The 26,962-nt window shown below is 67.9% G+C and carries 26 protein-coding genes; 6 read left to right on the top strand and 20 right to left on the bottom strand.

All coding sequences use genetic code 11. From position 1 onward, the window contains the following. Positions 1-128 precede the first annotated feature (128 nt). Positions 129-1,262, top strand: coding sequence for an ABC transporter substrate-binding protein (locus ACLIJ1_RS13650; RefSeq protein ID WP_411366085.1), 1,134 nt, complete (start codon positions 129-131; stop codon positions 1,260-1,262). A 115-nt stretch (positions 1,263-1,377) separates the two neighbouring features. Here ACLIJ1_RS13650 and ACLIJ1_RS13655 read toward each other — a convergent pair whose 3' ends face one another. From ACLIJ1_RS13655 to ACLIJ1_RS13685, 7 genes are all read right to left on the bottom strand, one after another. Then, positions 1,378-2,829 carry a DUF1501 domain-containing protein gene (locus ACLIJ1_RS13655; protein ID WP_411366086.1) on the bottom strand — a complete coding sequence of 484 codons (1,452 nt, stop codon included), beginning with the start codon at positions 2,827-2,829 and terminating at the stop codon, positions 1,378-1,380. A gap of 9 nt (positions 2,830-2,838) precedes the next feature. Further along, positions 2,839-4,758: a DUF1800 domain-containing protein gene (locus ACLIJ1_RS13660; protein WP_411366087.1), complete on the bottom strand. Its 1,920-nt coding sequence runs from the start codon at positions 4,756-4,758 to the stop codon at positions 2,839-2,841. 143 nt (positions 4,759-4,901) lie between these two features. Next, the gene (locus ACLIJ1_RS13665; RefSeq protein WP_411366088.1) at positions 4,902-5,339 is read right to left on the bottom strand and encodes a universal stress protein; all 438 of its coding nucleotides are present in this window, start codon (positions 5,337-5,339) and stop codon (positions 4,902-4,904) included. A 128-nt stretch (positions 5,340-5,467) separates the two neighbouring features. Beyond that, positions 5,468-6,142 carry a 2-hydroxychromene-2-carboxylate isomerase gene (locus ACLIJ1_RS13670; protein ID WP_411366403.1) on the bottom strand — a complete coding sequence of 225 codons (675 nt, stop codon included), beginning with the start codon at positions 6,140-6,142 and terminating at the stop codon, positions 5,468-5,470. Positions 6,143-6,175: 33 nt separating this feature from the next. Next, a complete protein-coding gene (locus tag ACLIJ1_RS13675) occupies positions 6,176-6,454 on the bottom strand; it encodes a DUF1289 domain-containing protein (RefSeq protein WP_411366089.1) in 279 nt (92 codons plus the stop codon). Positions 6,455-6,458: 4 nt separating this feature from the next. Further along, on the bottom strand, positions 6,459-6,980 hold the full coding sequence (locus tag ACLIJ1_RS13680) for a YbaK/EbsC family protein (RefSeq protein WP_411366090.1): 522 nt from the start codon (positions 6,978-6,980) through the stop codon (positions 6,459-6,461). 48 nt (positions 6,981-7,028) lie between these two features. Continuing rightward, the gene (locus tag ACLIJ1_RS13685) at positions 7,029-7,673 is read right to left on the bottom strand and encodes a LysE family transporter (protein ID WP_411366091.1); all 645 of its coding nucleotides are present in this window, start codon (positions 7,671-7,673) and stop codon (positions 7,029-7,031) included. 210 nt (positions 7,674-7,883) lie between these two features. On the opposite strand from ACLIJ1_RS13685, the gene ACLIJ1_RS13690 reads away from it, so the two are divergent. Continuing rightward, positions 7,884-8,180, top strand: a complete 297-nt coding sequence (locus ACLIJ1_RS13690) for a BON domain-containing protein (protein ID WP_411366092.1) — start codon at positions 7,884-7,886, stop codon at positions 8,178-8,180. Between the two features lie 21 nt (positions 8,181-8,201). Here ACLIJ1_RS13690 and ACLIJ1_RS13695 read toward each other — a convergent pair whose 3' ends face one another. Genes ACLIJ1_RS13695 through ACLIJ1_RS13750 form a run of 12 tightly spaced genes read right to left on the bottom strand, consistent with a single transcriptional unit; the run spans position 8,202 to position 22,038 of the window. Then, a complete protein-coding gene (locus tag ACLIJ1_RS13695) occupies positions 8,202-9,113 on the bottom strand; it encodes a hydroxymethylglutaryl-CoA lyase (RefSeq protein WP_411366093.1) in 912 nt (303 codons plus the stop codon). Between the two features lie 11 nt (positions 9,114-9,124). Beyond that, entirely contained in the window at positions 9,125-10,057 is a 933-nt protein-coding gene (locus ACLIJ1_RS13700; RefSeq protein ID WP_411366094.1) for a DUF4349 domain-containing protein, read from the bottom strand. A gap of 36 nt (positions 10,058-10,093) precedes the next feature. Next, the gene (locus ACLIJ1_RS13705; RefSeq protein ID WP_411366095.1) at positions 10,094-11,014 is read right to left on the bottom strand and encodes a 2-hydroxyacid dehydrogenase; all 921 of its coding nucleotides are present in this window, start codon (positions 11,012-11,014) and stop codon (positions 10,094-10,096) included. Next, a complete protein-coding gene (locus ACLIJ1_RS13710; protein ID WP_411366096.1) occupies positions 11,011-13,029 on the bottom strand; it encodes a biotin carboxylase N-terminal domain-containing protein in 2,019 nt (672 codons plus the stop codon). The genes ACLIJ1_RS13705 and ACLIJ1_RS13710 overlap by 4 nt, the downstream gene beginning before the upstream one ends. 9 nt (positions 13,030-13,038) lie before the next feature. Then, entirely contained in the window at positions 13,039-13,779 is a 741-nt protein-coding gene (locus ACLIJ1_RS13715) for a DUF4126 domain-containing protein (protein ID WP_411366097.1), read from the bottom strand. Between the two features lie 30 nt (positions 13,780-13,809). Beyond that, entirely contained in the window at positions 13,810-14,598 is a 789-nt protein-coding gene (locus tag ACLIJ1_RS13720; protein WP_411366098.1) for an enoyl-CoA hydratase/isomerase family protein, read from the bottom strand. Continuing rightward, the gene (locus ACLIJ1_RS13725; protein WP_411366099.1) at positions 14,595-15,773 is read right to left on the bottom strand and encodes a dienelactone hydrolase family protein; all 1,179 of its coding nucleotides are present in this window, start codon (positions 15,771-15,773) and stop codon (positions 14,595-14,597) included. The genes ACLIJ1_RS13720 and ACLIJ1_RS13725 overlap by 4 nt, the downstream gene beginning before the upstream one ends. Further along, on the bottom strand, positions 15,770-16,279 hold the full coding sequence (locus ACLIJ1_RS13730) for a DinB family protein (RefSeq protein WP_411366100.1): 510 nt from the start codon (positions 16,277-16,279) through the stop codon (positions 15,770-15,772). The genes ACLIJ1_RS13725 and ACLIJ1_RS13730 overlap by 4 nt, the downstream gene beginning before the upstream one ends. Before the next feature lie 10 nt (positions 16,280-16,289). Then, positions 16,290-17,495 (bottom strand): dienelactone hydrolase family protein, encoded by a 1,206-nt coding sequence (locus ACLIJ1_RS13735; protein WP_411366101.1) that lies wholly within the window; start codon positions 17,493-17,495, stop codon positions 16,290-16,292. Then, the gene (locus ACLIJ1_RS13740) at positions 17,492-18,676 is read right to left on the bottom strand and encodes a dienelactone hydrolase family protein (RefSeq protein WP_411366102.1); all 1,185 of its coding nucleotides are present in this window, start codon (positions 18,674-18,676) and stop codon (positions 17,492-17,494) included. Before ACLIJ1_RS13740 ends, ACLIJ1_RS13735 begins: the two co-directional genes overlap by 4 nt. A 10-nt stretch (positions 18,677-18,686) precedes the next feature. After that, a complete protein-coding gene (locus tag ACLIJ1_RS13745) occupies positions 18,687-20,309 on the bottom strand; it encodes a carboxyl transferase domain-containing protein (protein WP_411366103.1) in 1,623 nt (540 codons plus the stop codon). A 13-nt stretch (positions 20,310-20,322) separates the two neighbouring features. Next, on the bottom strand, positions 20,323-22,038 hold the full coding sequence (locus tag ACLIJ1_RS13750) for an AMP-binding protein (RefSeq protein ID WP_411366104.1): 1,716 nt from the start codon (positions 22,036-22,038) through the stop codon (positions 20,323-20,325). Between the two features lie 114 nt (positions 22,039-22,152). Here ACLIJ1_RS13750 and ACLIJ1_RS13755 point away from each other — a divergent pair, with 114 nt between their 5' ends. Then, positions 22,153-23,205: an AraC family transcriptional regulator gene (locus tag ACLIJ1_RS13755; RefSeq protein WP_411366105.1), complete on the top strand. Its 1,053-nt coding sequence runs from the start codon at positions 22,153-22,155 to the stop codon at positions 23,203-23,205. Between the two features lie 258 nt (positions 23,206-23,463). After that, on the top strand, positions 23,464-24,612 hold the full coding sequence (locus ACLIJ1_RS13760) for a serine hydrolase domain-containing protein (protein ID WP_411366106.1): 1,149 nt from the start codon (positions 23,464-23,466) through the stop codon (positions 24,610-24,612). Here the strand turns inward: ACLIJ1_RS13760 and ACLIJ1_RS13765 are convergent. Further along, a complete protein-coding gene (locus ACLIJ1_RS13765; RefSeq protein ID WP_411366107.1) occupies positions 24,588-25,217 on the bottom strand; it encodes a TetR/AcrR family transcriptional regulator in 630 nt (209 codons plus the stop codon). The genes ACLIJ1_RS13760 and ACLIJ1_RS13765 overlap by 25 nt on opposite strands. A gap of 150 nt (positions 25,218-25,367) precedes the next feature. Between ACLIJ1_RS13765 and ACLIJ1_RS13770 the strand changes: the two genes are divergently transcribed. Both ACLIJ1_RS13770 and ACLIJ1_RS13775 read left to right on the top strand, forming a co-directional pair. Next, on the top strand, positions 25,368-25,862 hold the full coding sequence (locus ACLIJ1_RS13770) for a DUF1499 domain-containing protein (RefSeq protein ID WP_411366108.1): 495 nt from the start codon (positions 25,368-25,370) through the stop codon (positions 25,860-25,862). A 207-nt stretch (positions 25,863-26,069) separates the two neighbouring features. Next, positions 26,070-26,423, top strand: a complete 354-nt coding sequence (locus tag ACLIJ1_RS13775) for a hypothetical protein (RefSeq protein ID WP_411366109.1) — start codon at positions 26,070-26,072, stop codon at positions 26,421-26,423. Positions 26,424-26,962 lie beyond the last annotated feature (539 nt).

Consider the following 26,962-nt stretch of genomic DNA (forward strand, 5'->3'; position numbering starts at 1 on the left):
TGGGAGGCAAACATTCTAGGAGGCTGGCAGTCGATCTGCCGGCGCCCTACGTCATTTCCACAAGTGACGCGGCGCCCGAGCCGGGGCAGACTGGAAAGCACGTTGGAGACTCGAGAAAGAACAACACCATGAAGACAGCTACTTCGCGCACGTCCGCGCTGGCACGGACCCTGGCCGGCCTGATTCTCGGCAGCACGCTCACCCTCCCCGCCTGGTCCCAGATCCTGGTCGGACAGACCGCCGGCATCACCGGGGCGGTGGCCTCCAGCGTCAAGGAGGCCACCGACGGCGCCAAGCTGTGGTTTGACGCGGTGAACGCCAAGGGCGGGATCAACGGGCAGAAGATCGAACTGCGCCAGCTTGACGACCAGTTCGACCCCAAGATCGCGGTCGAGAACGCCAGGAAGCTGATCGACCAGGGCGTCGTGTCCCTGTTCCTGACGCGCGGCACGCCCCACAACCAGGCCATCATGCCGCTGCTGGCCGAGCACAGGATCCCCCTGGTCGGCCCGTCGACCGGTGCGATGGTGCTGCACGACCCGGTCAACCCCTGGGTGTTCAACGTGCGCGCGCCATACCAGCGCGAGGGCGAACGCGCCATCCGCCACCTGAGCCTGATCGGCATCGAGCGCATCGCGATCGTGCAGGTGGACGACACCTTCGGGGCCGACGCCGTGGTCGGCGTACTCAAGGGCTTTGCCGCCGTGGGCCGGCAGCCGGTGGCGCACCTCAAGTACGACCGCGCCAAACCCGACTTCGCCCCGCTCATGCCCACGCTGAAGCAGGCCAACCCGCAGGCCGTGCTCTACATCGGCTCCGGCACGGCCGTGGTGGATGGCATGAAGGCGCTGCGGGCTGCCGGCTCGCGGGCGCAGCTGGTGACCCTGTCCAACAACGCTTCTGCCGGCTTCATCAAGGGTCTGGGCGAGATCGCGCGCGGCACCATCGTGGCGCAGGTGCTGCCCTACGAACGGTCGTTCTCCGCGCCCATCGTCAAGGAAGCGCTCGCGCTGGCCAGTGCCAAAGGCCAGGAGGGTGTGACGCCCGCCATGCTGGAGGGATTCGTCAGTGCCAAGGTGCTGGTCGAAGGGCTGCGCCGTGCGGGCAAGGACCCGACCCGGGAGAAGCTGCGCGCGGCCCTGGAAGGCATCGGCAAGCTCGATCTGGGCGGGCTGGAACTGAGCTACAGCCCGGCCGACCACTCCGGCCTGGACTTCGCCGACCTGTCCATCATCGACGCCGACGGCAAGTTCCGAAGATAAGGAAGGAGCCCCCACGCTCCACCGCTGCGCGGGTCACTGCCCCCGAGGGGGCTGATCCGGCTTGGGGCGGCCCGGCGCCGGATCGGAATCCCCCACGCGCCGCCGCTGCGCCTGGTCAGGCCAGGAAGCCGAGGTTCTTGACGCTGAAGTTCGCGAGGTTGGGCAGGATGGTGCCCAGCTGCGGGTCGCTGGCGCCGAACCAGCGCAGCAGCGTGGCGGCGTACTGGTCGACGCTGGTGCTGGGCAGCCAGCGACCCTGCAGCTCCCAGGATTCCACGCCGACGTCGCTGGGACCGCCGAGCACCAGATCGGGGTAGGTACCGTAGACCGTCCCGCCGTTGACCGCGCCGCCCATCACCAGATGGTGGTTGCCCCAGGCGTGGTCGGTGCCCGAACTGCTGTTGGGCGCGAAGGTACGGCCGAAGTCGCTCTGGGTGAACAGGGTGACGTTGTTCGACAGACCGATCGCCGCCATGGCGTTGTAGAAGCAGGCCATGGCGTCCGCGAGCTCCTGAAGCAGGCGGGTGTGACCACCCGTCAGGCTGTCGGCGGCGATCTGTTCGTTGTGGGTGTCGAAGCCGCCCTGCTGTGCAAAGAACAGCTGCTTGTCACCCTGCACCGTGGTGCGCCCCTCCACCAGTTTGGCCACCTGATAGAGCTGCTCGCCAAGATGGGAGGTGATGTTGCCGTTGGCGTCGATCAGCGGCGCGAATGCGGTGTCGATCGCGGTCGGCGAGGCCGTGCTCGGCTCTACCTTGACGATGGCTCCCAGGCGGGCCGACATGTCAAAGGCCGTGCGCTGCTGCTGCGCATAGGCGCCGAGCATCAGGTTGCTGCTGCCAAGGTTGGCGCTCTGGTACAGCGCTTCGAGCGCCGCCTTGCGTGCGACCGTGGACGCCCCTGTGCCGGACAGGTTCTCCACCCCGAAGGTACCCCCGGGCCCGGGCAGCACCAGCGGCGTGCCCAGCGCGGACAGGCCGAAGTGCCCGTTGCCGCCGACCGAGATCACCGGATTGACGGTGGCCATGGCGTCGGTGGCCCGGCCACCCCAGCCGGTGCGCTCCAGCGAACGGGCGCTCGACGACTCCCACTCGATCTGCTGGTCGGAGTGCGAGAACAGGTTGTCCGGAATGCGCTGGTCCGTGTCGGGCAGCGCGCGGTACTCGGCCTTGGTCAGCGGACCAAACAGCGGACCGACGTTGACCACCGGCGCGATCTTCTGGGCCGTGCAGATCGGCGCGAGCGACGCCATCGCCGGATGCAGGCCGAGGTCGGTGCCCGTCAGCGGAACCAGGCTGCTCTGCGGCAGCGCCAGCGCCTGCCGCACACCGGCGTACTGGTTGTAGCGCGTGGTGTCGGTGGGCACCACCATGTTCTGGCCGTCGTTGCCGCCGTAGAGGAACACGCACACCAGCGCGCGGTAGGTATTGGCCTGGGCCTGGGCCGGGTTCTGCAGCAGGGCCGACAGGGTGCCGGCGCCAAAGGCCCCGGCGACCGAGGCGCCACCCCACTTGAGCCAGCGGCGGCGGTCCAGCATCAGCGCATCGATGGAATGAAGCGGTTTCATGGTCTTCTCTCAGCGTGTCATCTGGAACTGCGGCGAGGCAAACACCAGGAAGGCGGCCTGCCGGGCCCGGTTGGTGCGGCCGTCGGCGGTGTTCGAGGGATAGGCGTTGACCGCGTTGATCACGGCCGTGCGGGAAGTGGCGGGCAGGATCTCTCCCAGCGCCAGCAGCGAAAGGCGGTCGACCAGGGTTGCGGCGTTGGTGGTGGACGCAAAAGCGCTGAGGTTGACCTTGGTGCCCACCGCGTTGGGCACATCCGAACTGGCGCCGGAACCGTCCCAGAAGATCAGGTAGTTCAGGTAGTTCATCCGGTTGAGCGCGGTGTTGGCGTTGTGGATGCCAAATGCCGGTCCGACCAGGGGCGGCGTGGTCCCTGCCACGGGGTAATCGGGCGGATAGAAGTTGAACACCGAGGGCGGGCGGAACACATGTTCACGCATCTCTTCACCCCACCACCAGCCCAGCGCCTCGCCGTCGGTGCGGCCGTTGAGGGCGCGCAGCACGGCGGTGAACAGCTGGATCGGTTCGCGCAGCCGGCCGGCGGTGTTGGTGGGCGTCGAACGCGCCTCGGTGTCGAGCAGCACCGCCGCCACCGTGGCCGCGAGATCGCCCTTGACGCCGGAACCGAAGGTGGTGTAACGGCCGGTGTTGAACGCGGTGACCACACGCTGCACATAGGCCGGACTCGGGTTGCTGGTCACGAGTTGCTGGATCAGGTGGCGGCTCACGAACGGCGCCACGTTCTGGTGCGCCATGATGCTGGTGAGGACCTTTTCCAGCGCCACGTCCGCCGTGTTTCCATTGGCCAGCGTCACACCCGACAGCAGTGTGCGGGGCTGGGTATTGTGGAAGCCGGCCTTCAACACCATGTCGCCGTCGTAGAACTGGCAGTTGGAACCGGAGGGATAGCAGCCCCACGGCGTGGCGCCGCCGGCCGGATAGGTCCAGCCGGTCAGTGCAAAGGCGTATTCGCGCACCCGTGCGTTGTCGTAGGTGGGCGTGCAGGTGCCGCCCTGCAGCGAACCGTCTGCGTTGAGCAGGCAGGTGCCGAGCGAGAACAGCTGCAGCAGCTCGCGGGCGAAGTTCTCGTTGGGGGCGGCCTTGTCGTTGTTGACGTGGTCCAGGTAGTCGCCCATCACTGGCGAGAGGATCACCTTCTTCAGGACATCGCGGTAGTTGCCAAACGCGTTGTCCAGCAGCATGTTGTTGTAGTTGCGCAGGCCGTAGGTACCGCTGACCTCATAGTTGGAGATCACCAGCATCTGCTGCAGGGCCAGCCCCACGCGCAGGCGCAGCTGGTCCGGGCTGTGCACCGCGTTGCGGTAGAAGTCCCACACCAGCGGGGTCGACGACGACCAGTCGCGCCAGCAGGTGGGGCCCTTGTTGTCGCAGAAATCGACGGTCTTGCTGGTGTGCTTGTGCACGGCGTTGGTACCGCCGCTGGTGTAGCGCGACTTGGGCAGCGCCACCGTGGTCACCACGTCGGCCGCGCCGGGCACGCGCTTGACGGCCTGGCGCTGCAGGTTCATCTGCCCGGCGATCCAGAGCGCGGCGCCTTCCTGCCGGATCTGGGCGATCAGGGCTTCGTTCGGACCGAAGGTCGCCTGGTTGGCCAGGCGCACGGCGTCGAGCTGCGTGGTCGTTGCCTTGGGCTCTGCACCGATGTCGATGCCGATCTTGTTGAGCGCGCCATCGATGGCGCCCACCAGGCCCGACCACAGGGAAGTGGACTCGCCGTCCGCACCGCCCTGCGCATCATCCCCCGCGGCCGCCGAGCGCGACTGCGGGCTGCCGGATGCCGACGTACTGTCGCCGCCACCGCCGCCGCAGGCCGCCAGCGCGGCCATCAGGGCCAGCGCGAGCAGGCGCCAGATCAGCACACGGGAAGCGCCGGAGCGCCCCTTCCTGAGGTGGGTTGAAGTCGGATCCATGGGGCGCGAATGTACGTCGCGCTGTCTGTTCGGTACACCACTGTTGTTACACAACAGCAGGCTGTTACAGGTCGCAACAACCCCGTCGGGAACTTCCTCCGCCCATGCCGCCGTTGAGGCGGCGATGCCTGCCGTCCGGCAGGTCAGCCCTTGACGATCAGCACCGGCAGCTTGGTGTGCGTCAGCACCTTCTGGGCCACGCTGCCCAGCACCAGCGCCGACACGCCCTGGCGGCCGTGCGAGGCCATGACGATCAGGTCGCAGCCTTCGGCATTGGCGGTTTCGATCACGCCTTCATAGACCACGTTGCGCTCGATCGTGTCGCCGGCGAACGGCACGCCTTCGGCGGCGCAGACCTTGCCCAGCGCATCGAGCGCCTGACCCGCCACGCTGCGCGATTCGGCCAGATAGGCCTGCAGCCCGGCGGCCGAGGCATCACCGATGCCGATGTAGGGGAAGGGATCGATGACATAGACGCCGATCACTTCCGCGCCATGGCTTTTGGCCATCTGTGCAGCGGTGGTGGCGGCGTTGAGCGACAGCGCGGAGCCGTCGGTGGGAACGAGGATCTTCTTGAACATGTTGGGTCTCCTTGTGGGTGAGCGCATTGCCGGTCGCAGGCGGCACCGGAGCGGTACCGATCAACCGGACTGCATGGTATGCCGCCCCGCACCGCAGCGCCCTGCGGAAGATCAAGAAGCCTTCGGGTTCAGGCCTTGCGCTGCACGCCAACCGGCAGGGTCTTCACCGAGTCCCATGCCGCGCCCGCAAACCAGGCCGCGCCATCGAGACTCTCGCGCAGCATCGGCAGCGCGTCCAGGCCCCAGAACACACGCCCGTCCGCGACCATGGACGGCACGCCGAACAGTCCCAGCGCCAGCGCTTCGTCGGTGTGGCGGCGCAGCTGGGCCTTGACCTCGTCGCCGTCGGGCGCGAACCAGGGTTTCTGGCGTTCACGCATGTGGTCCTGCAGTCGCTCCTGCAACGCCGCCAGCCGCGCCGGCTCCAGCGGATCGCCACCACCGTGCCAGACGTGGTGGAACAGCGCCTCGGTCACGTAGCGGTTGGTCTGTCCGGGCGCATCGGCGGTCGAGGTCGCCAGACCCAGCCGCAGCAGCGCCAGCGGGTTGAACGGGTGCGCCGCGGGCAGCTCCAGCCGCACGCCGTGGTGCTGCGCCATCCAGAGCACCTGCCGGTAGGTCCAGTCGCGCTTGGAGGGAATCTCGGCCGGCCCCAGTTGTCCGTGCGCCTTGAGCAGCGCCGCGAACAGCACCGGCTTGTAGCGCACCACCACGCTCAGCCCGGCCAGCGCCTGCGGCAGGCACTCGAACGCCAGATGGGCGTAGGGCGAAATCGGGTCGTAGAAAAAATCGATCTCGTGCAAGGTGCTGGACATGCGGGGAGTCTGCGCTGGGAATCAGAAGTTGCCGATCCGGACCTGGTGTTCTTCGATGCGGTCCCAGATCACCAGCCGCTGCGCATCGCCCATGCGGCTCCAGCCAGCGATCTCTTCCACCGTGCGGAAGCAGCCCTTGCACTGCTTGGTCTCGTCGTCCATCTTGCACACCGAGATGCAGGGCGAAGGCACGTCCTTGTCGGCGGGATGGCGGGTGCGCGCGTCTTCGAGGTTGTTGAAGACCTTGGGGCGCGGCGGCGGCGGTGCCTCGCGGCGGCCAAACAGTTTCTTGAAGATCATGAATTCAGACAGAAGGGGGAACAGTGACGTCGTGCACCGGAGCGCCGGTCAGGCGCCGGAGGTCGTCGGGACTCAAACGGAACACGCCGTGCGGATGGCCGGCCGCGGCCCAGATCACGTCGAAGCGGAACAGCTTCTCGTCGATCAAAGTGACCGGGGACGACGCGTGCGCCAGCGGCGACACGCCGCCGATCGAAAAACCGGTCTTGTCTTTCACGAAGTCGGCGTCGGCGCGGCCCAGCTTGCCGCCTTCGGCGCAGACAATGGCCTGCACCTTTTTCTCGTCGACGCGCAGGTCGCCCGAGGTGACGACCAGCACGGCGACGTCGTCGGTCTTGCGGCGGAAGATGATGCTCTTGGCGATCTGGCCCAGGGCCACGCCCAGCGCGTCGGCGGCCTGCTGCGCAGTGCGCGCCGCGTCGTCGAGCATGACCGGCGCGTGCGGGTGTCCCAGGCCGGCCAGCGCGGCGGTCACGCGCGCCACGCCAGGCGGCAGGTCAACGGTGTTCGAGGCGTTTTCGCTCATGGGCCGCAATGGTACCGACCCCGCCTGACAGGCGCATCCGGAGGGGCTTCAGGCGCCACGCCGCACCAGCAGCAGGCTGGTGCCCATCAGCATCAGCACGCCACCGAATACGCGGTTCTGCGCACGGCGCGCCTTCGGCGTGGCCAGCCAGCGCTGCGCGCGCGAAGCCAGGAAGGCGTAGCCGTGCATCACGATCAGATCGACACCCACCGAGGTCATGAGCAGGATCAGCAGCTGCAGCCACAGCGGTTTGAGCGGATCGATGAACTGCGGCAGCACCGCCACCATGAACACGATGCCCTTGGGATTGGTCACGTTGGTCATGAAGCCGGTCAGCACGCGCTCGCGCACGGTCGGCAGGCCGGCGTGTTTCACCAGCGAGTCACCTGCGGCAGACGCCTTCGCGTCGACCGGCGCCCGCCACTGTTTCACCCCCAGGTACAGCAGGTAGGCCGCACCCACCACCTTCACCACGGTGAACGCCGCCGCCGAGGCCAGCAGCAGCGCGCCGACCCCGACGCCCGCGATCAGCAGGATGACCGACAGCCCCAGCTGCAGGCCGACGATGGTCGCGCTGGTCTGGCGCACGCCATAGGCCAGGCCGTGGCTCATCGACAGCACCGCGCCCGAACCCGGCGAAATTGCGATGACCCAGGAGGCGGCAAAAAAGGCCAGCCAGACGTTCCATTCCATGGTGGTGTGCAGAGAAGATTTCAGAAGACCCGGGATCATGCCTCGGGCAGGAGCGGCGTGCGGCCCATTTCCGCTTTACCGGGCGCCCACACGACTTTACCCGGCGTACAGGGTTTTCCCTGAATCAGAGGTCTACATTGGGTCCACCGACGGTCGGCACCACATCCGGCCCGATGGCCCGTCCATTCCTCACCCTCAAGGAGCTCCGCCATGAAGACCTACCTCTCGATTCTCGCCATTACCGCCGCCGCGTTCGCCGCCCAGGTGCAGGCCGCCGACACCGATCCGCTGGCCACGGCCGCGCAGTCCGCCCTGACCACCCAGCTGGGCGCCAAGGCCAAGGACATGACGGTCACCGTGTCGCAAGGCGTGGCCGAACTGCACGGTTTCGCGCAGCAGCCGCGCGATGTGGAACTGGCCCGCTATGTGGTCAGCCAGGTGCCCGGCGTGACCACGGCCCACAGCTCGGGCGTGCACACCTGGACCACCACCAACAGCGACCATTGATCGCCGTCGGCGCCAGGCCGCTCAGGCGCTGGCGCGTTTGGTCAGCAGCGCGCGCGCCACGCGCGAGCCGCTGGGCCGGCCGAGCTGCTCGCTGATGTACTGGCCGGCGTCGACCAGCTTGTCCAGGTCGATGCCGGTCGCGATGCCCATGCCGTGCAGCAGGAAGACCAAGTCTTCCGTCGCCACATTGCCGGTCGCGCCCTTGGCGTAGGGGCAGCCCCCCAGGCCCGAGACCGACGACTGGAAGTTCCACACCCCCATCTGCAGCGCGGCCAGTGTGTTCGACAGCGCCTGGCCGTAGGTATCGTGGAAGTGGCCCGACACCTGGTCGATGCCGAAGTGTTTGAGCGTCGCCTCGAACGCTGCCTGCACCTTGCGCGGCGTGCCCACGCCGATGGTGTCGGCCACGTCGACGCGCTCCACGCCGATGCCCATCATCAGTCCCGCGAGGTAATCGACGCGCGAGGGCGCGATGTCGCCTTCGTAGGGACAGCCCACGGTGCAGCTCATCGCGCCCCGCACCGCGATGCCGGCTGCCTTGGCCGCTGCGACCACGGGCGCGAAACGCTCGATGCTCTCGGCGATCGAGCAGTTGATGTTCTTCTGGCTGAATGCCTCGCTGGCCGCGCCGAACACCACGATCTCGTCCGGCCGGTCCAGCACCGCCGCTTCATAGCCCTTGAGGTTGGGCGTCAGCACCGAGTGACGCACGCCCGGTGCGCGGGTGATGCCGCTCATGACCTCATGGTTGTCGGCCATCTGCGGCACCCACTTCGGACTCACATAGGACGTGACCTCGATCTCGGTCAGACCCGCGGCCTGCAGGCGGTGTACCAGCTCGATCTTGACCGCTGCTGGCACAGGCTGCTTCTCGTTCTGCAGGCCGTCGCGCGGGCCGACATCGATGAGCTGGACGCGGGAAGGAATGGACATGGACAACTCTCTCAAAGGTCGGAGGTACGGGGCTTGCGCCCGCGGCGCAGCCAGCGCCAGGCCCGCAGCAGCAGCCAGAACAGGGGCAGACCAATCGCCAGCACCGGCAGCAGCGCCGCCAGGGCAGTGATGATGCCGGCGACGCTGTGCGACATCACCTGGCCCGCGTCGCGCAACGCGTTGCCGATCGGGTTGGCGGCGCCGCCGTCGACCAGGCTGACCTCGGGCCGGAAGTTGACATTGACCGCCTGGCGCTGCGTTTCCTGCATCAGTATCTTGAGCTGGGTCGCGTAGCTGTCGAGCTCGGCCTGCGTCTGCGACAGGGTGCGCTGGATCTCCAGCACGTCGGCAAGCTTGCGGTTGCCGGTGTTGTCCTTGAGCAGGGCGCGCAGGCTGTCGCGGAACTCGGTGCGGTTCCGGATGTGCGCCTCGACGTCGATCACCTGCGCGGTCTTGTCTTCGCTGCCGGTGTTGTGGGCCGCCACGCGCCCCTGCCCTTCGACCGTGCCCAGCAGGGCGGCCAGGTCCTTGGGCGCCACGCGCATCTGCAGCTCGGCGCCGCCGGGCTGGTCGCGCAGTTCGCGCCGCAGCGACGAGTTCAGCACCTCGCAATCGAGCCTGGCGCACTGCTCGCCCACGGCTTTCCAGGCAGCTTCGATGCGGTCTGCGGCGAGCACCACGTCGATGTCGTGGCGCACGGCAATGTGCTTCTGCACCGCACCATCCTGCGGATTGCCGCCGGCCGCCTCAGGGGCTGGCGCACCCGGCGCCATGGCCATCGGCGCCGGCGCAGCGCCCATCTTCGCCGTCACGGCCGCATCGCCCGCCACCATGGCCTCGCGCTGCGGTGACACCGACTCTCCGCAGGCGGCGATCAGCAAGGCCAGCGACAGCGCCGCCGCACACCGCCAGCGGGGCATCGAAAGAACAGAAACACGGATCATGGATGGGGCTCCCTGCGAACGCGGATGGTCAGCGCCCTAGTATCCGCGCACCGGATCGACCACCCCGGCCACCGGTTGCCCAGCCTCCAGCGCGCGGATCTTGCAGGCGATCTGCGCGATGCTCTCGTCGCGCAGGGTGCGCGCCGAGGTGTGCGGCGTCACGGTGATCTTCGGGTGCGTCCAGAACGCATGCCCGGCCGGCAGCGGCTCCGTGCGGAATACGTCCAGCGTCGCACCCGCCATCTGGCCACTCTCCAGCAGCGCCAGCAGGTCGTCTTCGACCAGGTGCGCGCCGCGCGCCACATTGACCAGATAGCCGCCGGGCTTCAGGGCGCCCAAGGTCTTGCGGTTGAGGATGTCCTGCGTCTCGGGCGTGAGCGGCAGCAGATTCACCAGCACGCGGCAGTTCGACAGGAAAGTGTCGAACCCCGTCTCGCCGCTGTAGGTCACCACGCCCTCGACGGCCTTGGGCGAACGGCTCCAGCCGTGCACCGGAAACTCGAACACCCGCAGCGCCTTCGCCACGCGCTCGCCCAGCACGCCCAGCCCCATCACGCCGACGGGGAAGTCCTTGCGCTCGCGCGGCTTGCGGTACGACCACTTGCCCGCTTTCACGTCGCCTTCGTAACCGTCGAACTCGCGGAAGTGGCGGATGACGGCATGGCACACGTACTCGGCCATCTGCACCGACATGCCCGCGTCGTCCAGCCGCACCACCTTCACACCGGGCGGCAGGCGCAGCTTCAGCAGCGCGTCGACACCGGCGCCGATGTTGAACAGCCCCTTGAGCGCCTGCTGCTCGTCCAGAAACTGTTGCGGCGGCGCCCAGACCACCGCATGGTCGGCCTGCGGCGCGCCGGGTTGCCAGACTTCTACGGTGGCCTCCGGAAACGCGGTTCGCAGGCCTTGCAGCCAGGGTTCGGCCTTGGTGTCGGTGCAGCAGAAAGTGATGTTCATGCGGTCTGAATCTTCAGCAGCTCCGCGCCTTCGGTCACCTGGTCGCCGGGCGCGAACAGCAGCTCGGCCACGGTGCCGTCGGCCGGCGCGGCGATGGTGTGTTCCATCTTCATGGCTTCCATCACCGCCAGCGGCTGGCCCTTCTTGACGGCGTCGCCGGCCTTGACTGCGAAGCTCACCACCTTGCCCGGCATCGGTGCGGTCAGGCGCCCGCCTTCGGCCGCGGTCTCGCCCGCGTGGGCCAACGCATCCAGCTCGGTGATCACGGTCGCGCCGAGGTCACAGAACACATGCACCAGTTCGTCGCGCTGCCAGGTCTGCACCGTCTGGCGCTGGCCGTTGAATTGCAGGTCGACCAGCGTGCCGCTGTCGGCCGGCAGGGCCTTGAACATCAGCGCGGCGCTGGTGTCGCCGACCTTCAACTGCAGCGCGCCATCGTGCAGGTAGGTGAGCTGCGCGGTCAGGGCCTCGCCCTGGTATTCGAAGTCGAAGCGGCGCTGCGTCAGGCCATAGGGACGCCAGCCGTCGGTGCGCGAGAACGGATCGGCGCCCTCGCCGGCCTTTTCGTGCACCAGCGTTTGCGCCACGGCGGCGGCCACAGCCAGATCGCGCCCCACCTTGTCCTGCTTGAACAGCACGGCGGCTTCGCGCGGAATCAGCGCGGTGTCCAGCTTGGCGGTCGAGAAGGCGTCGCTGCGCACCACATGGCGCAGGAACTGCACATTGGTCGCCAGACCCACGATGCGCGTGGCGGCCAGCGCCGCCTCCATCTTCGCCAGCGCCTCGGCGCGCGTGGCGCCGTGCACGATCAGCTTGGCGACCATCGAGTCGTAGAACGGGCTGATCGCGTCGCCTTCGCGAACGCCGTCGTCGAAACGCACGCCGCCGCGTTCAAAGGCCACATGCGCCGGCTTGCGGTACACGTCCAGGCGGCCGGTCGCGGGCAGGAACTGGTTGTCCGGGTTCTCGGCGCAGATGCGGGCCTCGATCGCGTGGCCGTGGATCTTCAGATCCTCCTGCTGCAGCGGCAGCTTTTCGCCGGACGCGACGCGCAGCTGCCACTCCACCAGATCGAGGCCGGTGATGGCCTCGGTCACCGGGTGCTCCACCTGCAGGCGCGTATTCATCTCCATGAAATAGAAACGCATCTGCTCGGGGTGTTCGTAGCCGCCCGGCTGCTCGACGATGAATTCCACCGTGCCGGCGCCGACGTAGTTCACGGCCTTGGCCGCCGCAACCGCCGCCTCGCCCATCAGCGTGCGCAGGTCAGGAGTCATGCCCGGCGCAGGCGCTTCTTCCAGCACCTTCTGGTGGCGGCGCTGCACCGAGCAGTCTCGCTCGAACAGGTAGACACAGTTGCCGTGCGTGTCGCCGAACACCTGGATCTCGATGTGGCGCGGGCGCTGCACGTACTTCTCGATCAGCACCGCGTCGCTGCCGAAGCTGTTGCGCGCCTCGCGCTGGCAGCTCGCCAGCGCTGCAGCGAAGTCCTCGGACTTGTCGACCGCGCGCATGCCCTTGCCGCCGCCGCCCGCGCTGGCCTTGATCAGCACCGGGTAGCCGATGCGGTCGGCCTCGCGTTGCAGCAACGCCGGGTCCTGGTCTTCGCCGTGGTAACCGGGCACCAGCGGCACGCTGGCCTGCTCCATCAGGCGCTTGGACTCGGCCTTCAGACCCATGGCCTGGATCGCCGACGAAGGCGGGCCGATGAAGACCAGACCGGCCTTGGCACAGGCATCGGCGAAGGCCTCGTTCTCGCTCAGGAAACCGTAGCCGGGGTGGATCGCCTGTGCGCCCGTGGCCTTGGCGGCGTCGATGATGCGCTCCCACTGCAGGTAGCTCTCCTTGGGCGCGCTGCCGCCGATGTGTACCGCCTCGTCGCAGGCCGCCACGTGCTTGGCGCTGGCGTCGGCGTCGGAGTACACGGCCACGGTGCGCACGCCCAGGCGGCGGGCGGAAGCGGCGACGCGGCAGGCGATTTCACCGCGGTTGGCGATCAGGATCTTGGAGAACATAGCGGTTTCCTAGGCAGGGGCAGATTCAGGAGAGAACAGGGCGCGCAAGCGGCGGAACGCCGCGCGCAGGAACTTGAACAGCATCCAGGTGACGATCCACATCAGCACCAGGACGATCACCAGCAACACACCGAACACCAGCGGATGGTTGGTCGCCAGCCAGACGGTGCCGACCACCAGGCCGTCTTCGACCAGGCTCATGGCGATGTTGGAGAACGGTTCGGGCGAGGTGTTGATCGCGGCGCGCGTCGTGGTCTTGGCGGCCTGGCTGCTGGCGGCCAGCGTGCCGCCCATCAGCGCGGCGACCACCGCCATGGTCGCGTTGTCGGCACCGAACACACCGGCCGCGAGCGCCGCGCCGGCGGGGATGCGGACCACGCTGTTGACGATGTCCCACAGCGAATCGAGACCCGGGATCTTGTCGGCGAAGAACTCGACGAACAGCAGCGAGCCGCTGACCGCCAGCACCGCCGGGTGCTGCAGCATCTGCAGGCCTTCGGGCAGCGGAATCCAGCCCGCCAGACCGGCCGAGCCGACGAGGAAGACCACGGCGTAGAGCCGGAAGCCACTGGCCCAGCCGAGCGCGGCGGCCAGCGCGAGCAGGCTGGTCATGTCCAGGTGGCTGGCGGCCGCACCAACGCCCTCGGCCATCTTGCCGCCGATCTGCGTGCCGGCATCGACCGCCTGCTGACCGGCCTGGGCACCGAAGCCCTTGAGCCACTCGACGAAAGTTGTCCAGATCGCGTCCATGCCTTGTCCTCCTGAAGGGAAAAGACCAGATTACCCCGCCAGCCAGGCGGGTTTGCGTTTCTGCAGAAACGAAGCCACGCCTTCGCGACCTTCGTCACTCGCGCGTATCTCGGCGATGCCTTCGACCGTCGCCGCGACCAGTGCCGCGTCGATCTCGCGCTCCGCCACGTCCTGCACCAGCTTCTTGCAGGCCTTCACCGCTGCCGGGCTGGCGTTCGACAACGCCTGCGCCAGTTCGTTCACCTTGGCCTCGAGCGCGTCGGCGTCCACGAGTTCGTGCACGAAGCCGATGCGGTGCGCCTCTTCCGCAGAGAACCGCTCGGCCGTGAGGAAGTACCGGTGCGCGGCGCGGGTGCCCATCGCGCGGATCACATAGGGGCTGATGGTCGCGGGAATCAGGCCCAGCTTCACCTCGGAGAGGCAATAGGCCGCACTGCGCACGCTGACCGCGATGTCGCAGGCCGCGACCAGCCCCATGCCGCCGGCGTACACATCGCCCTGCACGGCGGCGATGGTCGGCTTGGGGCATGCGTAGATGGCCTGGAGCATCGCCGCGAGCTGGCCTGCATCGGCGAGGTTTTCGTCGCGCGTGTAGTCGGCCATGCGGCGCATCCAGTTCAGGTCGGCGCCGGCGCAGAAGGCCGGGCCCTCGGCCGCCAGCACCACCGCGCGCACATCGGTGCGCTGGCCCACCGCGTCGAACGCGGCCTTGAGCTGCTGGATCACCTCGTCGTTGAAGGCATTGCGCACCTCGGGACGGGTGAGCGTGATGCGGGCGACGAAGCCGGTGGTATCGATGCGAAGAGCGTTGTTGTTCATGGAAGTTGTTCCACCACGTCGTGGTTCACCGCGTACAGGCGGCAGGTCTGCCCGGTGCGCTGGCACAGGCCCAGTGCCCGGCCTTCCGCCCAGTCACCGCTGTACACGCCAAAAGCGCCCTGATCGCCCACCGCGAACGCGCGGGGCAATGCCGCGGTGAGAAAACGCTGCGCGTAGGCCTGCCGAAGGGTGTCATTGGCAGGCAAGGGATCGAACTTGCCCAGGTCAGCATCCGGCACCGGGCGGTAGCGCACCGGAACGTGCGCACGGCCCACGCCCAGCCCGGCCAGAAAAGGCTCCATCAGCGGTACCCAGCGGTTCATGTCGATGAACACCCCACCGTGCCCGTCGCTGCCCACCGCCGGCAGCGCATGGAATTCGGCCCGACCGCCACCCTGCTCCCATGCCTGCCGCCAGCGCTGCGGCCATTCGGCGCCGTTGTACAGATCGTTCTGCCAGTAGAGCCACAGGGTCGGCGCCTGGGAGTTGACCGCCGGTCCGTCCCACTGCTGGCCAAAGCGCTCCGGGCTGCAAGGCTGGCCGGGCCGCTGCACCGGGTTCCCGCCCGATCCGGCACCGAAGTTGACACCACCCAGCAGCCCTTCGGGCTTGAGCCGCACGGTGGCCAGGGTCGTGTTGCCACCCATGGAGGCGCCCATCACCACCCAGCGACCGGCATCGACGAAGGCCAGGTGCTGCCGGGCGTACGCCACCGTCGCCAGCACCTGGTCGGCCGCCGCCTGTGCCGCCGGCGCGTGGTCCTTGCGTTCGCAGGGACCGCTGTCTTCCGGGTCGAACGGCCCATACGTATCGCCGTAGCCCAGCCGCGTCGGCGCCATGACCACCAGGCCCTTGTGCACCAGATAGCGCGCCAGGTGCTCCGGACGCGAGCGCCCTTGCGTGGACCGGTCGAGCGTCCGGCCATGGTTGAACACCACCAGCGGAAACGGGCCGTCACCCGCCGGGCGGTACACCGTCACCGGAATCGCCTGCGTCTGCTCCCGGCCCCAGCGGTCCTTCACTGTGACGGTCACGCGCTCGATGCGCTCCTGCAGGTCGACGGCCAGCGGAATGCGGTCCGAGGGCGCCCGCGCGGTGGCCGAAGGCTCCGTCTGCGCGCTGGCCAGCCCGGCCAGCGTCGCCACGATCACCACCAGAGCGCGGGCGGTCTTCACGCGCGGGCCTCTTCCTGCAACAGGTACACCATGTCCAGTTCCGGACAGGGTTGGCCGAGCGCGGTGAGCGCGGCCGTGACCTGGCCACGGTGGTGGGTGCCGTGGTTGAACACGTGCGCCAGCGTGGCGGCGAACGGCAGGCGCATCGCCTGGCCGCGCATGTTGGTGTAGTTCAGCTCGCCGTCGAAGCGCTCGGCCGGCCAGGACTCGATCAGCGGCAGCCAGTTGGCCGCGCCGCCCTTGAGCGCCTGGCCCAGACGGTCGCGGTCGGGCTCGACCTCGGCGTTCAACTCCACCTTGGGCGACACGCCTTTGGCAAAGCGTGGGTACCAGAGCATGTGCTCGCCGACCAGCAGGTGATTCAGCGTGCCGTGGATGCTTTGGAAGAACAGGCCCGTGTCCTTGCGGTAGTCGGCCTCGGGCAGGGCGGCGACCGCGTCGATCAGGCGGCGCGTCGCCCAGACGTTGTAGCGGGCCAGGGTGAGGAAGTGGGTGTGCGGGTTCATCGGCAAAGCCTCAGCGGTTGGTCCAGACCACGTCGTTGTCCAGCGCGTAGAACCGGCAGGGCGCGCCCCAGCGTTCGCAGACCGTCAGCGCCTTGGCCGCGGCCCAGTCGCCCGTGGCCCAGCCCATCGCGCCGCGGTCGCTGATCGCGAAGGCCTTCGGCGGCCGGGCCTGCACATAGCGGCGGTAGTGGTCGTTCTTGACCGCGGGGCTGAGCATGGGCACGCGGTTGAGGTCGTTGATCGCGGCGTAGCCGCTGGCGGGCGGACGGGGCGGCAGGCCCGGACGGCGGAACCCCAGTTCGTTGAGGAACGCCTCGGCCTGCGGAATCCAGCGGTCACGGTTTTCGTTGATGCCGAAGTGCCCCTCTTTGCCCGACGGCGGGTACATGTGGAACTCGCCGCGGCCGCCGCCCCGGTTCCAGGCGCGGAACCAAGCGTGCGGATGCTCCGCGCCCCAGAACTGGTCGTTCTCCCAGTACAGCCAGAGCGTGGGCGCCTCGGCGCGGGCCGCCAGCTGCTCCCAGTGCGCCGCGAGCTGCTCGGGCCGGCAGGGACGGCGCGCCATGCGGGCCGGGTCGCCGCCGATGCCGCCCGACAGGTTGATCACGCCCACCAGTCCTTCCGGGGCCTTGGCCGCGGTGGCCAGGCTGCCCAGGCCACCGGCCGAGCCGCCCATCACGATCCAGCGCGAGGTGTCCACATAGGGCAGCTGGCGCGCATGGGCCACCGTGGCCAGCGTCTGCTCGGCCATGGCTTCGTGCATGGGCTCCAGGCGGCGGTCCTTGCACTCGCCCGCGAACTCGGGGTCGAAGCTGCCGAAGGTGTCGGCGTAGCCCACGCGCGTCGGCGCCATGACCACAAAACCCTTGCGCACCAGCCAGCGCGCCATCGTCTCGGGGCGCGAACGACCCTGCGCCGGGCGGAAGTCACGGGTCTGGCGTCCATGGTTGAACACCGCCAGCGGGAACGGCCCGTCGCCGGCTGGCCGGTAGACGGTCACCGGGATCTGCTTCGTCTCGGCGCGACCGCTCAGGTCCTTCACCGTCACGGTGATCCACTGCAGTTCTTCGTGCAGGTCGGTCGCCAGCGGGGGCTCCTTGGCGACCGTCCAGCGCTCGGTCGAGGGTGCGGGAGCGACCGGCGACTGCGCCCACGCCACCGCAGACGCCCCCCACAGCGCACCGATCCACAACAGGGAAGAAAGCCGGCGCCTCATCGCGCACCCCACACCACGTCGTCGTCCACCGCGTACAGGCGGCAGCGCTGGCCGTTGCGTTCGCAGGCACCGATCGCGCGGCCCATGGCCCAGTCGCCGCCGGCCCAGCCCCAGGCACCGCGCTCGCTGATCGCGAAGGCGCGCGGCTTGCTGGCCTGCAGGAAGCGCTTGTACTGGGCCTCCTTGTTGGCAGCGGAAACGAACGGGATCTTCTCCAGTTCGTCGATGGCGGCAAAGCCGCTGGCAGCCGGTCGTTGCGGCAGGCCGCTCGTCGTGAAGCCAAGCCTGGCGAGGAAGGCCTCGGCCAGCGGCGCCCAGTGGTCCATGTCCTGGTTGAAGCCTGCGTGTCCGTCCTTGCCCACCGGGGACAGCTGGTGGAACTCGACCTGCCCGCCGCCCTTGGTCCAGGCCTGGCTCCAGTCCTTCGGGTTCTCGGTGCCCCAGTACAGGTCGTTTTCCCAGTAGAGCCACAGCATCGGCGCCTTCGCGCTGGTGGCGAGCTTGCCCCAGTACTGGCCGACCACATGCGGGCTGCAGGGCTTGCCGGGGTTGCGCTCCGGGTCGCCGCCGCTGCCGCCCGCGAAGTTGATGCCCCCGACCAGGCCGGGCGGGTTGGCCGCCACCGTCGCGACCGTGGTCTGGCCGCCCAGCGACTGCCCCATCACCACCCAGCGCGAGGCGTCGACATACGGCAGCGTGCGCGCCAGTTCGACCGCGGCGAGCACCTGATCGACCGGCGCCTGGTGCATGGCTTCCATGCGGCGGTCGTTGCAGTTGCCGCTGAACTCGGGGTCGAAGTCACCGAAGTTGTCGGCGTAGCCCACCCGCGTCGGCGCCATCACCACGAAGCCCTTCTTCACCAGCCAGCGTGCCTGCTGCTCGGGCCGCGAGCGGCCCTGCATGGCGCGCTTGTCGGTGGTCGCGCGGCCGTGGTTGAACACCACCAGCGGGTGCTTTGCGTCGTCGGCGGGCCGGTAGATGGTGACGGGAATCTCCCTGGTCTCGGCGCGGCCGTACATGTCCTTGACCGTGACGCGCACCTTCTGAAGTTCTTCGCGCAGGTCGACGGCCGGCGGCCGCTCGGCGGCGGCCGACCAGGCGGTGGCCGTCGTGGTTTCCTGCGCGAACGCAGAACCCCCGGCCGCGGCCAGACACAGGACAAGACTCAGAAGACGCTGCATGCGCAGACTCCTACATGCGGAACAGGCCGAACTTGGTGTCCGGGATCGGCGCGTTCAGCGAGGCGCTCAATCCCAGGGCCAGCACGCGCCGCGTGTCGGCCGGGTCGATGACGCCATCGTCCCACAGCCGCGCGGTCGCGTAATAGGGGTGGCCCTGCACCTCGTACTGCTCCTTGATCGGCGCCTTGAACGCGGCTTCTTCTTCCGCACTCCAGCTGCCGCCCTTGGCCTCGATGCCGTCGCGCCGGACGGTCGCCAGCACACTCGCGGCCTGCTCACCGCCCATCACGGAAATGCGCGCGTTCGGCCACATCCAGAGGAAGCGGGGCGAGTAGGCGCGGCCGCACATGCCGTAGTTGCCGGCGCCGAAGCTGCCGCCGATGATCACGGTGAACTTCGGCACCGCGGCGGTCGCCACGGCCGTCACCATCTTGGCGCCGTTGCGGGCGATGCCTTCGTTTTCGTACTTGCGGCCGACCATGAAGCCGGTGATGTTCTGCAGGAAGACCAGCGGCGTCTTGCGCTGGCAGCAGAGTTCGATGAAGTGCGCGCCCTTGAGCGCCGACTCGCTGAACAGGATGCCGTTGTTGGCGATGATGCCGACCGGCATGCCCTCGATGCGCGCAAAGCCGCAGACCAGGGTGGTGCCGAAGCGCGACTTGAACTCGTCGAACTCCGAGCCATCGACGATGCGGGCGATGATCTCGCGCACGTCGAACGGCTTGCGCGTGTCGGTCGGGATCACGCCGTACAGCTCCTCGGCCGGGTAGCGCGGCGCCACCGGGTCGATGGTGGTAATGGGCGGGACCTTGCGGGCGTTGAGGTTCTTCACCGCCTGGCGCGCCAGCGCGATGGCGTGCAGGTCGTTCTGCGCCAGGTGGTCGGCCACGCCGGAAAGGCGCGTGTGCACGTCCCCACCGCCCAGGTCTTCGGCGCTCACCACCTCGCCGGTCGCGGCCTTCACCAGTGGCGGGCCGCCCAGGAAGATGGTGCCCTGGTTCTTGACGATGATGGTCTCGTCGCTCATGGCCGGCACATAGGCGCCACCCGCCGTGCACGAGCCCATGACCACGGCGATCTGCGCGATGCCCTGCGCGCTCATGTTGGCCTGGTTGAAGAAGATGCGGCCGAAGTGGTCGCGGTCGGGAAAGACCTCGTCCTGGTTCGGCAGGTTGGCGCCGCCCGAGTCCACCAGGTAGATGCAGGGTAGCTGGTTCTGCTGCGCCACTTCCTGCGCGCGCAGATGCTTCTTCACGGTCAGCGGGTAGTAGGTGCCGCCCTTCACCGTCGCGTCGTTGCAGACGATCATGCAGTCCACGCCGCTGACGCGGCCGATGCCGGCGATGACACCGGCGCAGGGTGCGCTGTCGCTGCCGTCGCGGTCCGGGTACATGCCCATCGCGGCCAGCGGACTCAGCTCCAGGAAGGGCGTGCCCGGGTCCAGCAGCATCTGCACCCGGTCGCGCGGCAGCAGCTTGCCGCGTGCGGTGTGTTTGGCGCGCGCTGCGTCGCCACCGCCGAGCGTGGCCTTCTGGATCTGCGCCTTCAGGTCGTCGACGACGGCGCGCATGGCGGCGGCGTTGGCCTGGAAATCGGCGGAGCGGGCGTTGAGTTTGGTGTCGAGTGCGGGCATGTGGTTCTCTCGGTCAGGCGGTCTTCGCTTCGGCCAGCCCCAGCTGGTCCTTCATGGCTTCGCGGATTTTGAACTTCTGGATCTTGCCGGTCACCGTCATCGGGAAGGCCTCGACGAAGCGGATGTAGCGCGGCACCTTGTAGTGCGCGATCTGGCCTTTGCAGAAGGCACGCACGGTCTCTTCGTCCAGCGTCTGGCCGGGCTTGACGATGACCCAGGCGCACAGCTCCTCGCCGTACTTCTGGTCGGGCAGGCCGACCACCTGCACGTCCTGCACCTGCGGCATGCGGTAGAGGAATTCCTCGATCTCGCGCGGGTAGATGTTCTCGCCGCCACGGATCACCATGTCCTTGATGCGGCCGACGATGTTGACGTAGCCCTCGTCGTCCATGGTCGCGAGGTCGCCGGTGTGCATCCAGCCGTCGGCGTCGATGGCTTCGCGCGTCTTCGCGTCGTCGCCCCAGTAGCCGTGCATCACCGAATAGCCCTTGGTGCAGAACTCGCCGCGTTCGCCGCGCGGCACGGTGGCGCCGGTCTCGGGGTTCACGATCTTCACTTGCAGGTGCGGCTGCACCAGGCCCACGGTCGACACCCGCTTGTCCAGCGGCGTGTCGGTGCTGCTCTGGCAGCTCACCGGGCTGGTCTCGGTCATGCCGTAGGCGATCGTCACCTCTCCCATGTGCATGTCGGCCTGCACCCGTTTCATCACCTCCACCGGACACGGCGAGCCGGCCATGATGCCGGTGCGCAGCGTGTGCAGGTCGAACTCCTTGAAACGCGGGTGGTCCAGCTCGGCGATGAACATGGTCGGCACGCCGTGCAGGCCGGTGCAGCGTTCGGCCTGCACCGCCTGCAGCACGGCCAGCGGGTCGAAGGCGTCGCTGGGGTAGACGACGGTGCTGCCGTGCGTGAAACAGGCCAGGTTGCCCAGCACCATGCCGAAGCAGTGGTACAGCGGCACGGGGATGCACAGCCGGTCGTCCGGCGTGAGCCGCATGCACTCGCCGATGAAGAAGCCGTTGTTCAGGATGTTGCGGTGGGTCAGCGTCGCGCCCTTGGGGAAACCGGTCGTGCCGCTGGTGAACTGGATGTTGATCGGGTCGTTGGGCGACAGGCCCGCCGCCGCCTGTGCCACGCGCGGGTCGCCGGTCTTGCCGGACGCCAGCAGGGCGGAGAAGCGCATCATCCCCGGCTCTTCGGCGCCCTCGCCCGCCACGTCGATCCAGGCCACGGTGCGCAGCCCGGGCAGGCGCGCGGCCTGCAGCGCACCGGGCGCGGCGGTCGCCAGCTCGGGCGCCAGCTCGCGCAACATGCCCAGGTAGTCGCTGGTCTTGAAGGTCGCCATCGACACCAGCGCCTTGCAGCCGACCTTGTTGAGCGCGTATTCCAGCTCGGCCGTGCGGTAGGCCGGGTTGATGTTCACCAGCACCAGCCCGACCTTGGCGGTCGCCAGCTGCATCAGCACCCACTCCACGTTGTTGTGCGACCAGATCCCGATGCGGTCGCCCGGCTGCAGGCCCAGGCCCAGCAGCGCGCTCGCCAGCCGGTCGACCTCGGCCGCCAGCGCGGCGTAGCTGTAACGTCGCCCCTGGTGCACGCTCACCAGCGCCTCGCGCTGCGGATGGCGCGCGGCCATCGCGTCGAAAAACGCGCCGATCGTCTGCTCGATCAGGGGCACGTCGGTGCGGCCGGCGGCCTGGCTCAGCGCCACGTTGCGGTTGTCGTCCATGGGTTTGTCTCCTCTGGCGTCGGGGCGGAATTCGGGCCCCAGCATAGCCCGTCGCCCCGGTTTCCGGTCTGGCAGACAGGTCACAAATCGTGCCATCCGTGGCAGACTCGGGCCATGTCCCGCACCCGCCCAGATTCAGCGGCCTCCCGCCCGCTCGTGGCCGCCACGCCGATGGCGTTCGTCAAGGCAATCGTGCGCGCCTTCGAGCTGCGAGGCCTGTCGCCCCGGGCGGCGCTCGACGCCGCACAAATCGCGCCAGCCGACCTGGGCCGCAGCGGTGCCCGCATCACCGCGCTGCAGATGGAGTGGCTCTCGGCCGCCGCGATGCAGGCGCTCGACGACGAAGGCCTGGGCTGGTTCGACCGCCCCCTGCCCTGGGGCAGCTACGGCATGCTGGCCCGCGCCTCGCTCTCGGCCCCGACGCTGGGCGTCGCGCTCAAGCGCTGGTGCCGCCACCACGGCTTGCTCACGCGCGACATCACCCTCGCCGTGGTCACGCAGGGCGACGAGGCCCGCATCACCCTCACCGAACACCGCCCGCCCGGCGGCCCGGACGGCGGCGACGCGCTGCGCGAGTTCTGTTTCGTCTCGGTGCTGCGCAACATCCACGGCCTGGCCTGCTGGTTCGTCGACTCGCGCATCCCGCTGCTGGGCGCCAGCTTTCCGTTCGCCGCGCCGCCGCACGCCGACGCCTTCCGCGTGCTGTTCGACGGCCCGACCCGCTTCGGGGCCGACGAAGCGTCGATCCGCTTCGACGCGCGCTATCTCGCCCTGCCGATCAAGCGCGACGAAGCCGCGATGAACCAGATGCTGCAGCGCGCGCTGCCGATCCAGGTGCGCCCCTACCGCCGCGACCGCCTGCTGGTGCAGCGCGTGCGGCAGGTGCTGAGCAACCAGCCGCAGGACGCCCACAACGCCGATGACCTCGCCGCCCTGCTGCACATCTCGGCGCGCACCCTGCACCGGCAGCTGAAAGAAGAAGGCGCCACGCTGCAGGCGCTGAAAGACGAAGTGCGGCGCGAGCGCGCGATGTCGCTGCTGCAGCGCACCACCAAACCCATCAAGCAGATCGCCGAAGCCGCGGGTTTTCAGAACGAGAAGAGCTTCATCCGCGCGTTCCGCGGCTGGACCGGGCTGGCGCCGGGAGAATGGCGCGAACGCGGCTGACCAGGCACGCGGCTCCTGCTTGGCAGACGTTGGGGTCACCATGGCCCTGCGCATCTCGCCCAGCACCGCCGTCCTGCTGCCAGCCCTGTCTTCGCCGGCCATTGAAATCCGAGCTTCGTCGCCACCAAGGACGAGCGAAGCCTCGGAAAACATGGATACATCGTTGATTTTTCAGGGATTTTCAGCAGGCCAATGCTGCAATGCCTGCGATCGCCAATGCGAGTTGTCGGCTGACAAGCCGCCACCCACAATGCCGCCATGTCGCCACTCAACACCTTGACTTTCCGACACCGTTTGCCCGCACTGCTGGTCATCGGACTGCTGTCCATCCCCTGGCTGCCGGCAAAGGCCGATACGCAACCAGCTCCCGTCGGTGCACAGCCAGCGCCATCGGTGTGGGCGGCTGCGCTGGACGCCATCGATGCCGACGGGCTCAACGTCCACTCGGTGCTGATTCAGCGCGGCAGCGACATCGTCGCCGAGCGCTACCGCGAAGGCTCGGATCGCGGGCTGTACAGCCTCTGGTCATCGCCAAAGCGCTTTGGGCCCGACGACCTGCACGACATGCGCTCCATCAGCAAGAGCGTGATCGGGCTGTTGTACGGCATCCTCCTGGAGCGAGGAACGGTGCCAAGCCTGGAGACCCCCGTCGCCTCGCTGTATGCCCAGCACTCCGAACTCAATCAGCCGCCAAAGAACGCGATTCAGATTCGTCACCTGCTGACCATGAGTGCCGGACTGGCATGGAATGAACCCTCGCCCGTACGGCGTACCCGAGACGACGACCAGACGTCCCTGGTCTGGACCGGCGACATCTGCGCAACGGTGTTCGGGCACGAGGTGCAAGCGCGGCCCGGTGAAACCTTCGTCTACAGCGGCGGACTCACATCGGTGCTCGCCGACATCATGGAGCGATCCACCGGCCGCCCCCTGACCGAACTGGTCGACCAGGAACTGTTTCAGCCCCTGGGCATTCGCGGTTGGACCTGGACCCGCGATCTGCGCAGCCGACCAATCGCCTACGCCGGCCTTCGACTGCTTCCACGCGACCTGCTCAAAATCGGGGTGCTGGTCCTTCAAGGTGGTCGGTGGCAGGGGCGGCAACTCGTGCCGGCAGCTTGGGTGAAGGCAGCCACCTCCCCCCAGCTCGCGGCGAGCCCGGACCTGGGCTATGGCTACCAGTGGTGGACCAGCGAGCAGACGGTGGGCAGCCACAAGCTACCCGTGATCCAGGCCATCGGCAATGGCGGCCAACGGCTGTATGTGGTGCCCGAGCTCGACATGGTGGTGGCGATGACGGCCGGCGACTACGGCACACCCGACATCCTGACCGCCGAGAACCGGGTCTTTTCGCTGCTGTTGACCGCCGCGACCCAGGAGCTTCAGCGAGCGACCACTTCGAGATAGGCGTAAACCAGCCGGACCGCCTCGTCTTCGAGCGTCTGTTCCACGCCGGACACCTCGTCTGCGCTTTCGGTCAGGGAGCGCGCAATACCGAGAACGGCGCGAGAGATCACGAACAACTGCGCCTCGGTCAGCGAACGCACCGCCATCGGACCTTGGGGGTGTGAGGCGATGGTCGCGACCTGTGCGCTGACCTGTTCTGCGTCGTCGCCCGACAGACCAGCGCCGAAATACGCGCTCAGCAGCGTTCTGCGCAGTACTGCTTCGTGGCGATGGCGCAGGAACAGCACGCGAACGATGCTGCGCACCGGATCCGCCCCTTGCTCAACAGCGCTCTGGAGAGCGTCCACCACCGCTTTCCGATCCTCTTGAAACAGCCGGCGCGCCAACGCAATCAGGATGCTCTGCTTGTTGGGAAAGTAGCCGTAGAGCGAGCCGATGCTCACGCCCGCGCGCTCGGCAATGCGGTTGGTGGTCAAGCCCGCGACACCCTGCCGCTGCAGAAGCAGCATCGCGGCCTCCAGAATCACGGCGACCGTCTCGCGCGCCCGAACCTGCCGGGGGCTGCGCCGCGTGAGGGGCTTGCTGGTCTTGCGCTGTGCTGTCATCGGCTGCATTCTGAACAACTTCATCACCCAAACCAGTTGAGCGGCCCATTTCATTCCCCCCTGTTGCCGGGGGAGTGGCGCGAACGCGGCAGACCCGCAATCGCCCACGGCGCGCCACAATGGGTGAAATCACACTCCTGGAGGTTCCCGATGGCGTTCATCAAGTGGATCGTGTTCGCGCTGCTGGCGCTGGCCGTCGCGGCCGTGGTCGCCGGGCAGCTGGGCCTGCTGAGCGGGCGCATGCCCGACGACCTCGGCGCCAAGGACGGCCGGCTCAAGCCGCCGTCGGACACCGAAAACAGCGTCAGCAGCCAAGCCGGGCTCTACCCCGACCACCCGATGCGCGGCTACGCCGAGATCGCGCCGCTGGCCCTCAGCGGCAACGGCCCCGCCACCATCGCCAAGGCCTCGAAGCTGCTGCAGGCGATGCCGGGCGTGAAGATCATCCAGGACAAGGGCGACGGCTACCTGTACGCCCAGTGCACCACGCGCTGGATGAAGTTCGTCGACGACCTCGAACTCTGGTACGACCCGTCCCGCAAGGTGGTGCAGGTGCGCTCGGCCTCGCGCGTGGGGCGCAAGGACTTCGGGGTCAACCGGCAGCGGGTGGAGACGCTGCGGGCGGGGTTGGGGAAGGTGGGGTGAGGGGGGCAACCCGATACGGCCGGGTGCGCCGATCTCAAACATGACCCGTCAGGTTTGCGGATTTTGTTATCCGTGTCCGTGCATCCAGTTGGATGCGGTACAGGATTGATTTCAAAGAGCTTTTGGAGGTGCCATGCGACTTTGCTTAACGACTCCCAAGGGGGTTATCCGCCGTTTTGCGGGATATATCTAAGTTAGGCCGCACAAATGACCGTCCCCGCACTGCGCATCGAAGTCAATGGCGAACTGATTGCGGTCGCCGGCGCTGAAGAGCTGTCTCTACTCACCGGAACCGTAGGGTTCGGCGCTGGCAAAGGTCAGACTCTCAACGCATCGGAGGTCATGTTTAGCGTCATGGGGTTGGCAGTCAACTGCCCGCAGCCTCGGCAACTGACCTGGGGCAAGAGCGTCAAGCTAAAGACTGGAGACCGGGTTACGTTTCAGTTCGTCGAGGTTGAGAACCCCTCTCCTCCAGATCAAACACTTCGCAGCCCAAGTTCAGCAGAGCTTGCTGCCGAAGCAGCCCGTGACAACAAGAAGCCCGCCAGGCGTCCAAAGTGACATCCAGGGTGCGCACACTGACCGAAACTCACGTTGTCTTCTGTCCGGCGCGGCCTAACCCCTCGGTCAAGTGGAGCGCCAACGGCAGGCCACCAAGCCCGGGCCGGTGGTACGCGGTACATTTTCAACGGCCCGGGCTTGGCGTCCTGCCGTCGTCGCCCGCTTACCTCGAACGTTGACGGCAAGGGAGAAGACAGTGGCAGCACCTGGAGGACCTGATGAAGAGACTTGGAAGCGTATGAGTCCACGCGCACGCAGGCTTTACTGGATCGTCGTCGCTGCGATCTTTTCCTTAATCGGCTATGGATGGATTCGAGTTTGGATGAACTAGTGATAGTGCAACCGTCGGGCATGCGGTCTAACAGGTCCACCGAACGGACCCGCAATGGCAAGCAACGCTTCTGCCATTCTTCGGAGCGGAGCACGCCGTTGCGGTCCGCTCACGTCCAAAGTTAGACCTCATGAACATCGCGCGCGCGACCCTGTTTTCTGCGCTGGCGCTTATCGCAGGCACGGACGTGTGGCTATCAACTTTGCGT

Origin of the sequence: Hydrogenophaga sp. RWCD_12 (genome assembly GCF_046604225.1) — a bacterium.
Lineage (GTDB): Bacteria > Pseudomonadota > Gammaproteobacteria > Burkholderiales > Burkholderiaceae_C > Hydrogenophaga.

Coding starts and splice junctions, on each gene's coding strand:
- ACLIJ1_RS13695 (WP_411366093.1), bottom strand. CDS start 9,113: ATGTCCATTCCTTCCCGCGTCCAGCTCATCGATGTCGGCCCGCGCGAC.
- ACLIJ1_RS13730 (WP_411366100.1), bottom strand. CDS start 16,279: ATGAACCCGCACACCCACTTCCTCACCCTGGCCCGCTACAACGTCTGG.
- ACLIJ1_RS13765 (WP_411366107.1), bottom strand. CDS start 25,217: ATGACAGCACAGCGCAAGACCAGCAAGCCCCTCACGCGGCGCAGCCCC.
- ACLIJ1_RS13660 (WP_411366087.1), bottom strand. CDS start 4,758: ATGGATCCGACTTCAACCCACCTCAGGAAGGGGCGCTCCGGCGCTTCC.
- ACLIJ1_RS13680 (WP_411366090.1), bottom strand. CDS start 6,980: ATGAGCGAAAACGCCTCGAACACCGTTGACCTGCCGCCTGGCGTGGCG.
- ACLIJ1_RS13705 (WP_411366095.1), bottom strand. CDS start 11,014: ATGAACATCACTTTCTGCTGCACCGACACCAAGGCCGAACCCTGGCTG.
- ACLIJ1_RS13750 (WP_411366104.1), bottom strand. CDS start 22,038: ATGGACGACAACCGCAACGTGGCGCTGAGCCAGGCCGCCGGCCGCACC.
- ACLIJ1_RS13690 (WP_411366092.1), top strand. CDS start 7,884: ATGAAGACCTACCTCTCGATTCTCGCCATTACCGCCGCCGCGTTCGCC.
- ACLIJ1_RS13720 (WP_411366098.1), bottom strand. CDS start 14,598: ATGAACAACAACGCTCTTCGCATCGATACCACCGGCTTCGTCGCCCGC.
- ACLIJ1_RS13710 (WP_411366096.1), bottom strand. CDS start 13,029: ATGTTCTCCAAGATCCTGATCGCCAACCGCGGTGAAATCGCCTGCCGC.
- ACLIJ1_RS13675 (WP_411366089.1), bottom strand. CDS start 6,454: ATGATCTTCAAGAAACTGTTTGGCCGCCGCGAGGCACCGCCGCCGCCG.
- ACLIJ1_RS13755 (WP_411366105.1), top strand. CDS start 22,153: ATGTCCCGCACCCGCCCAGATTCAGCGGCCTCCCGCCCGCTCGTGGCC.
- ACLIJ1_RS13775 (WP_411366109.1), top strand. CDS start 26,070: ATGACCGTCCCCGCACTGCGCATCGAAGTCAATGGCGAACTGATTGCG.
- ACLIJ1_RS13740 (WP_411366102.1), bottom strand. CDS start 18,676: ATGCAGCGTCTTCTGAGTCTTGTCCTGTGTCTGGCCGCGGCCGGGGGT.
- ACLIJ1_RS13760 (WP_411366106.1), top strand. CDS start 23,464: ATGTCGCCACTCAACACCTTGACTTTCCGACACCGTTTGCCCGCACTG.
- ACLIJ1_RS13715 (WP_411366097.1), bottom strand. CDS start 13,779: ATGGACGCGATCTGGACAACTTTCGTCGAGTGGCTCAAGGGCTTCGGT.
- ACLIJ1_RS13700 (WP_411366094.1), bottom strand. CDS start 10,057: ATGATCCGTGTTTCTGTTCTTTCGATGCCCCGCTGGCGGTGTGCGGCG.
- ACLIJ1_RS13745 (WP_411366103.1), bottom strand. CDS start 20,309: ATGCCCGCACTCGACACCAAACTCAACGCCCGCTCCGCCGATTTCCAG.
- ACLIJ1_RS13655 (WP_411366086.1), bottom strand. CDS start 2,829: ATGAAACCGCTTCATTCCATCGATGCGCTGATGCTGGACCGCCGCCGC.
- ACLIJ1_RS13685 (WP_411366091.1), bottom strand. CDS start 7,673: ATGGAATGGAACGTCTGGCTGGCCTTTTTTGCCGCCTCCTGGGTCATC.
- ACLIJ1_RS13735 (WP_411366101.1), bottom strand. CDS start 17,495: ATGAGGCGCCGGCTTTCTTCCCTGTTGTGGATCGGTGCGCTGTGGGGG.
- ACLIJ1_RS13665 (WP_411366088.1), bottom strand. CDS start 5,339: ATGTTCAAGAAGATCCTCGTTCCCACCGACGGCTCCGCGCTGTCGCTC.
- ACLIJ1_RS13770 (WP_411366108.1), top strand. CDS start 25,368: ATGGCGTTCATCAAGTGGATCGTGTTCGCGCTGCTGGCGCTGGCCGTC.
- ACLIJ1_RS13650 (WP_411366085.1), top strand. CDS start 129: ATGAAGACAGCTACTTCGCGCACGTCCGCGCTGGCACGGACCCTGGCC.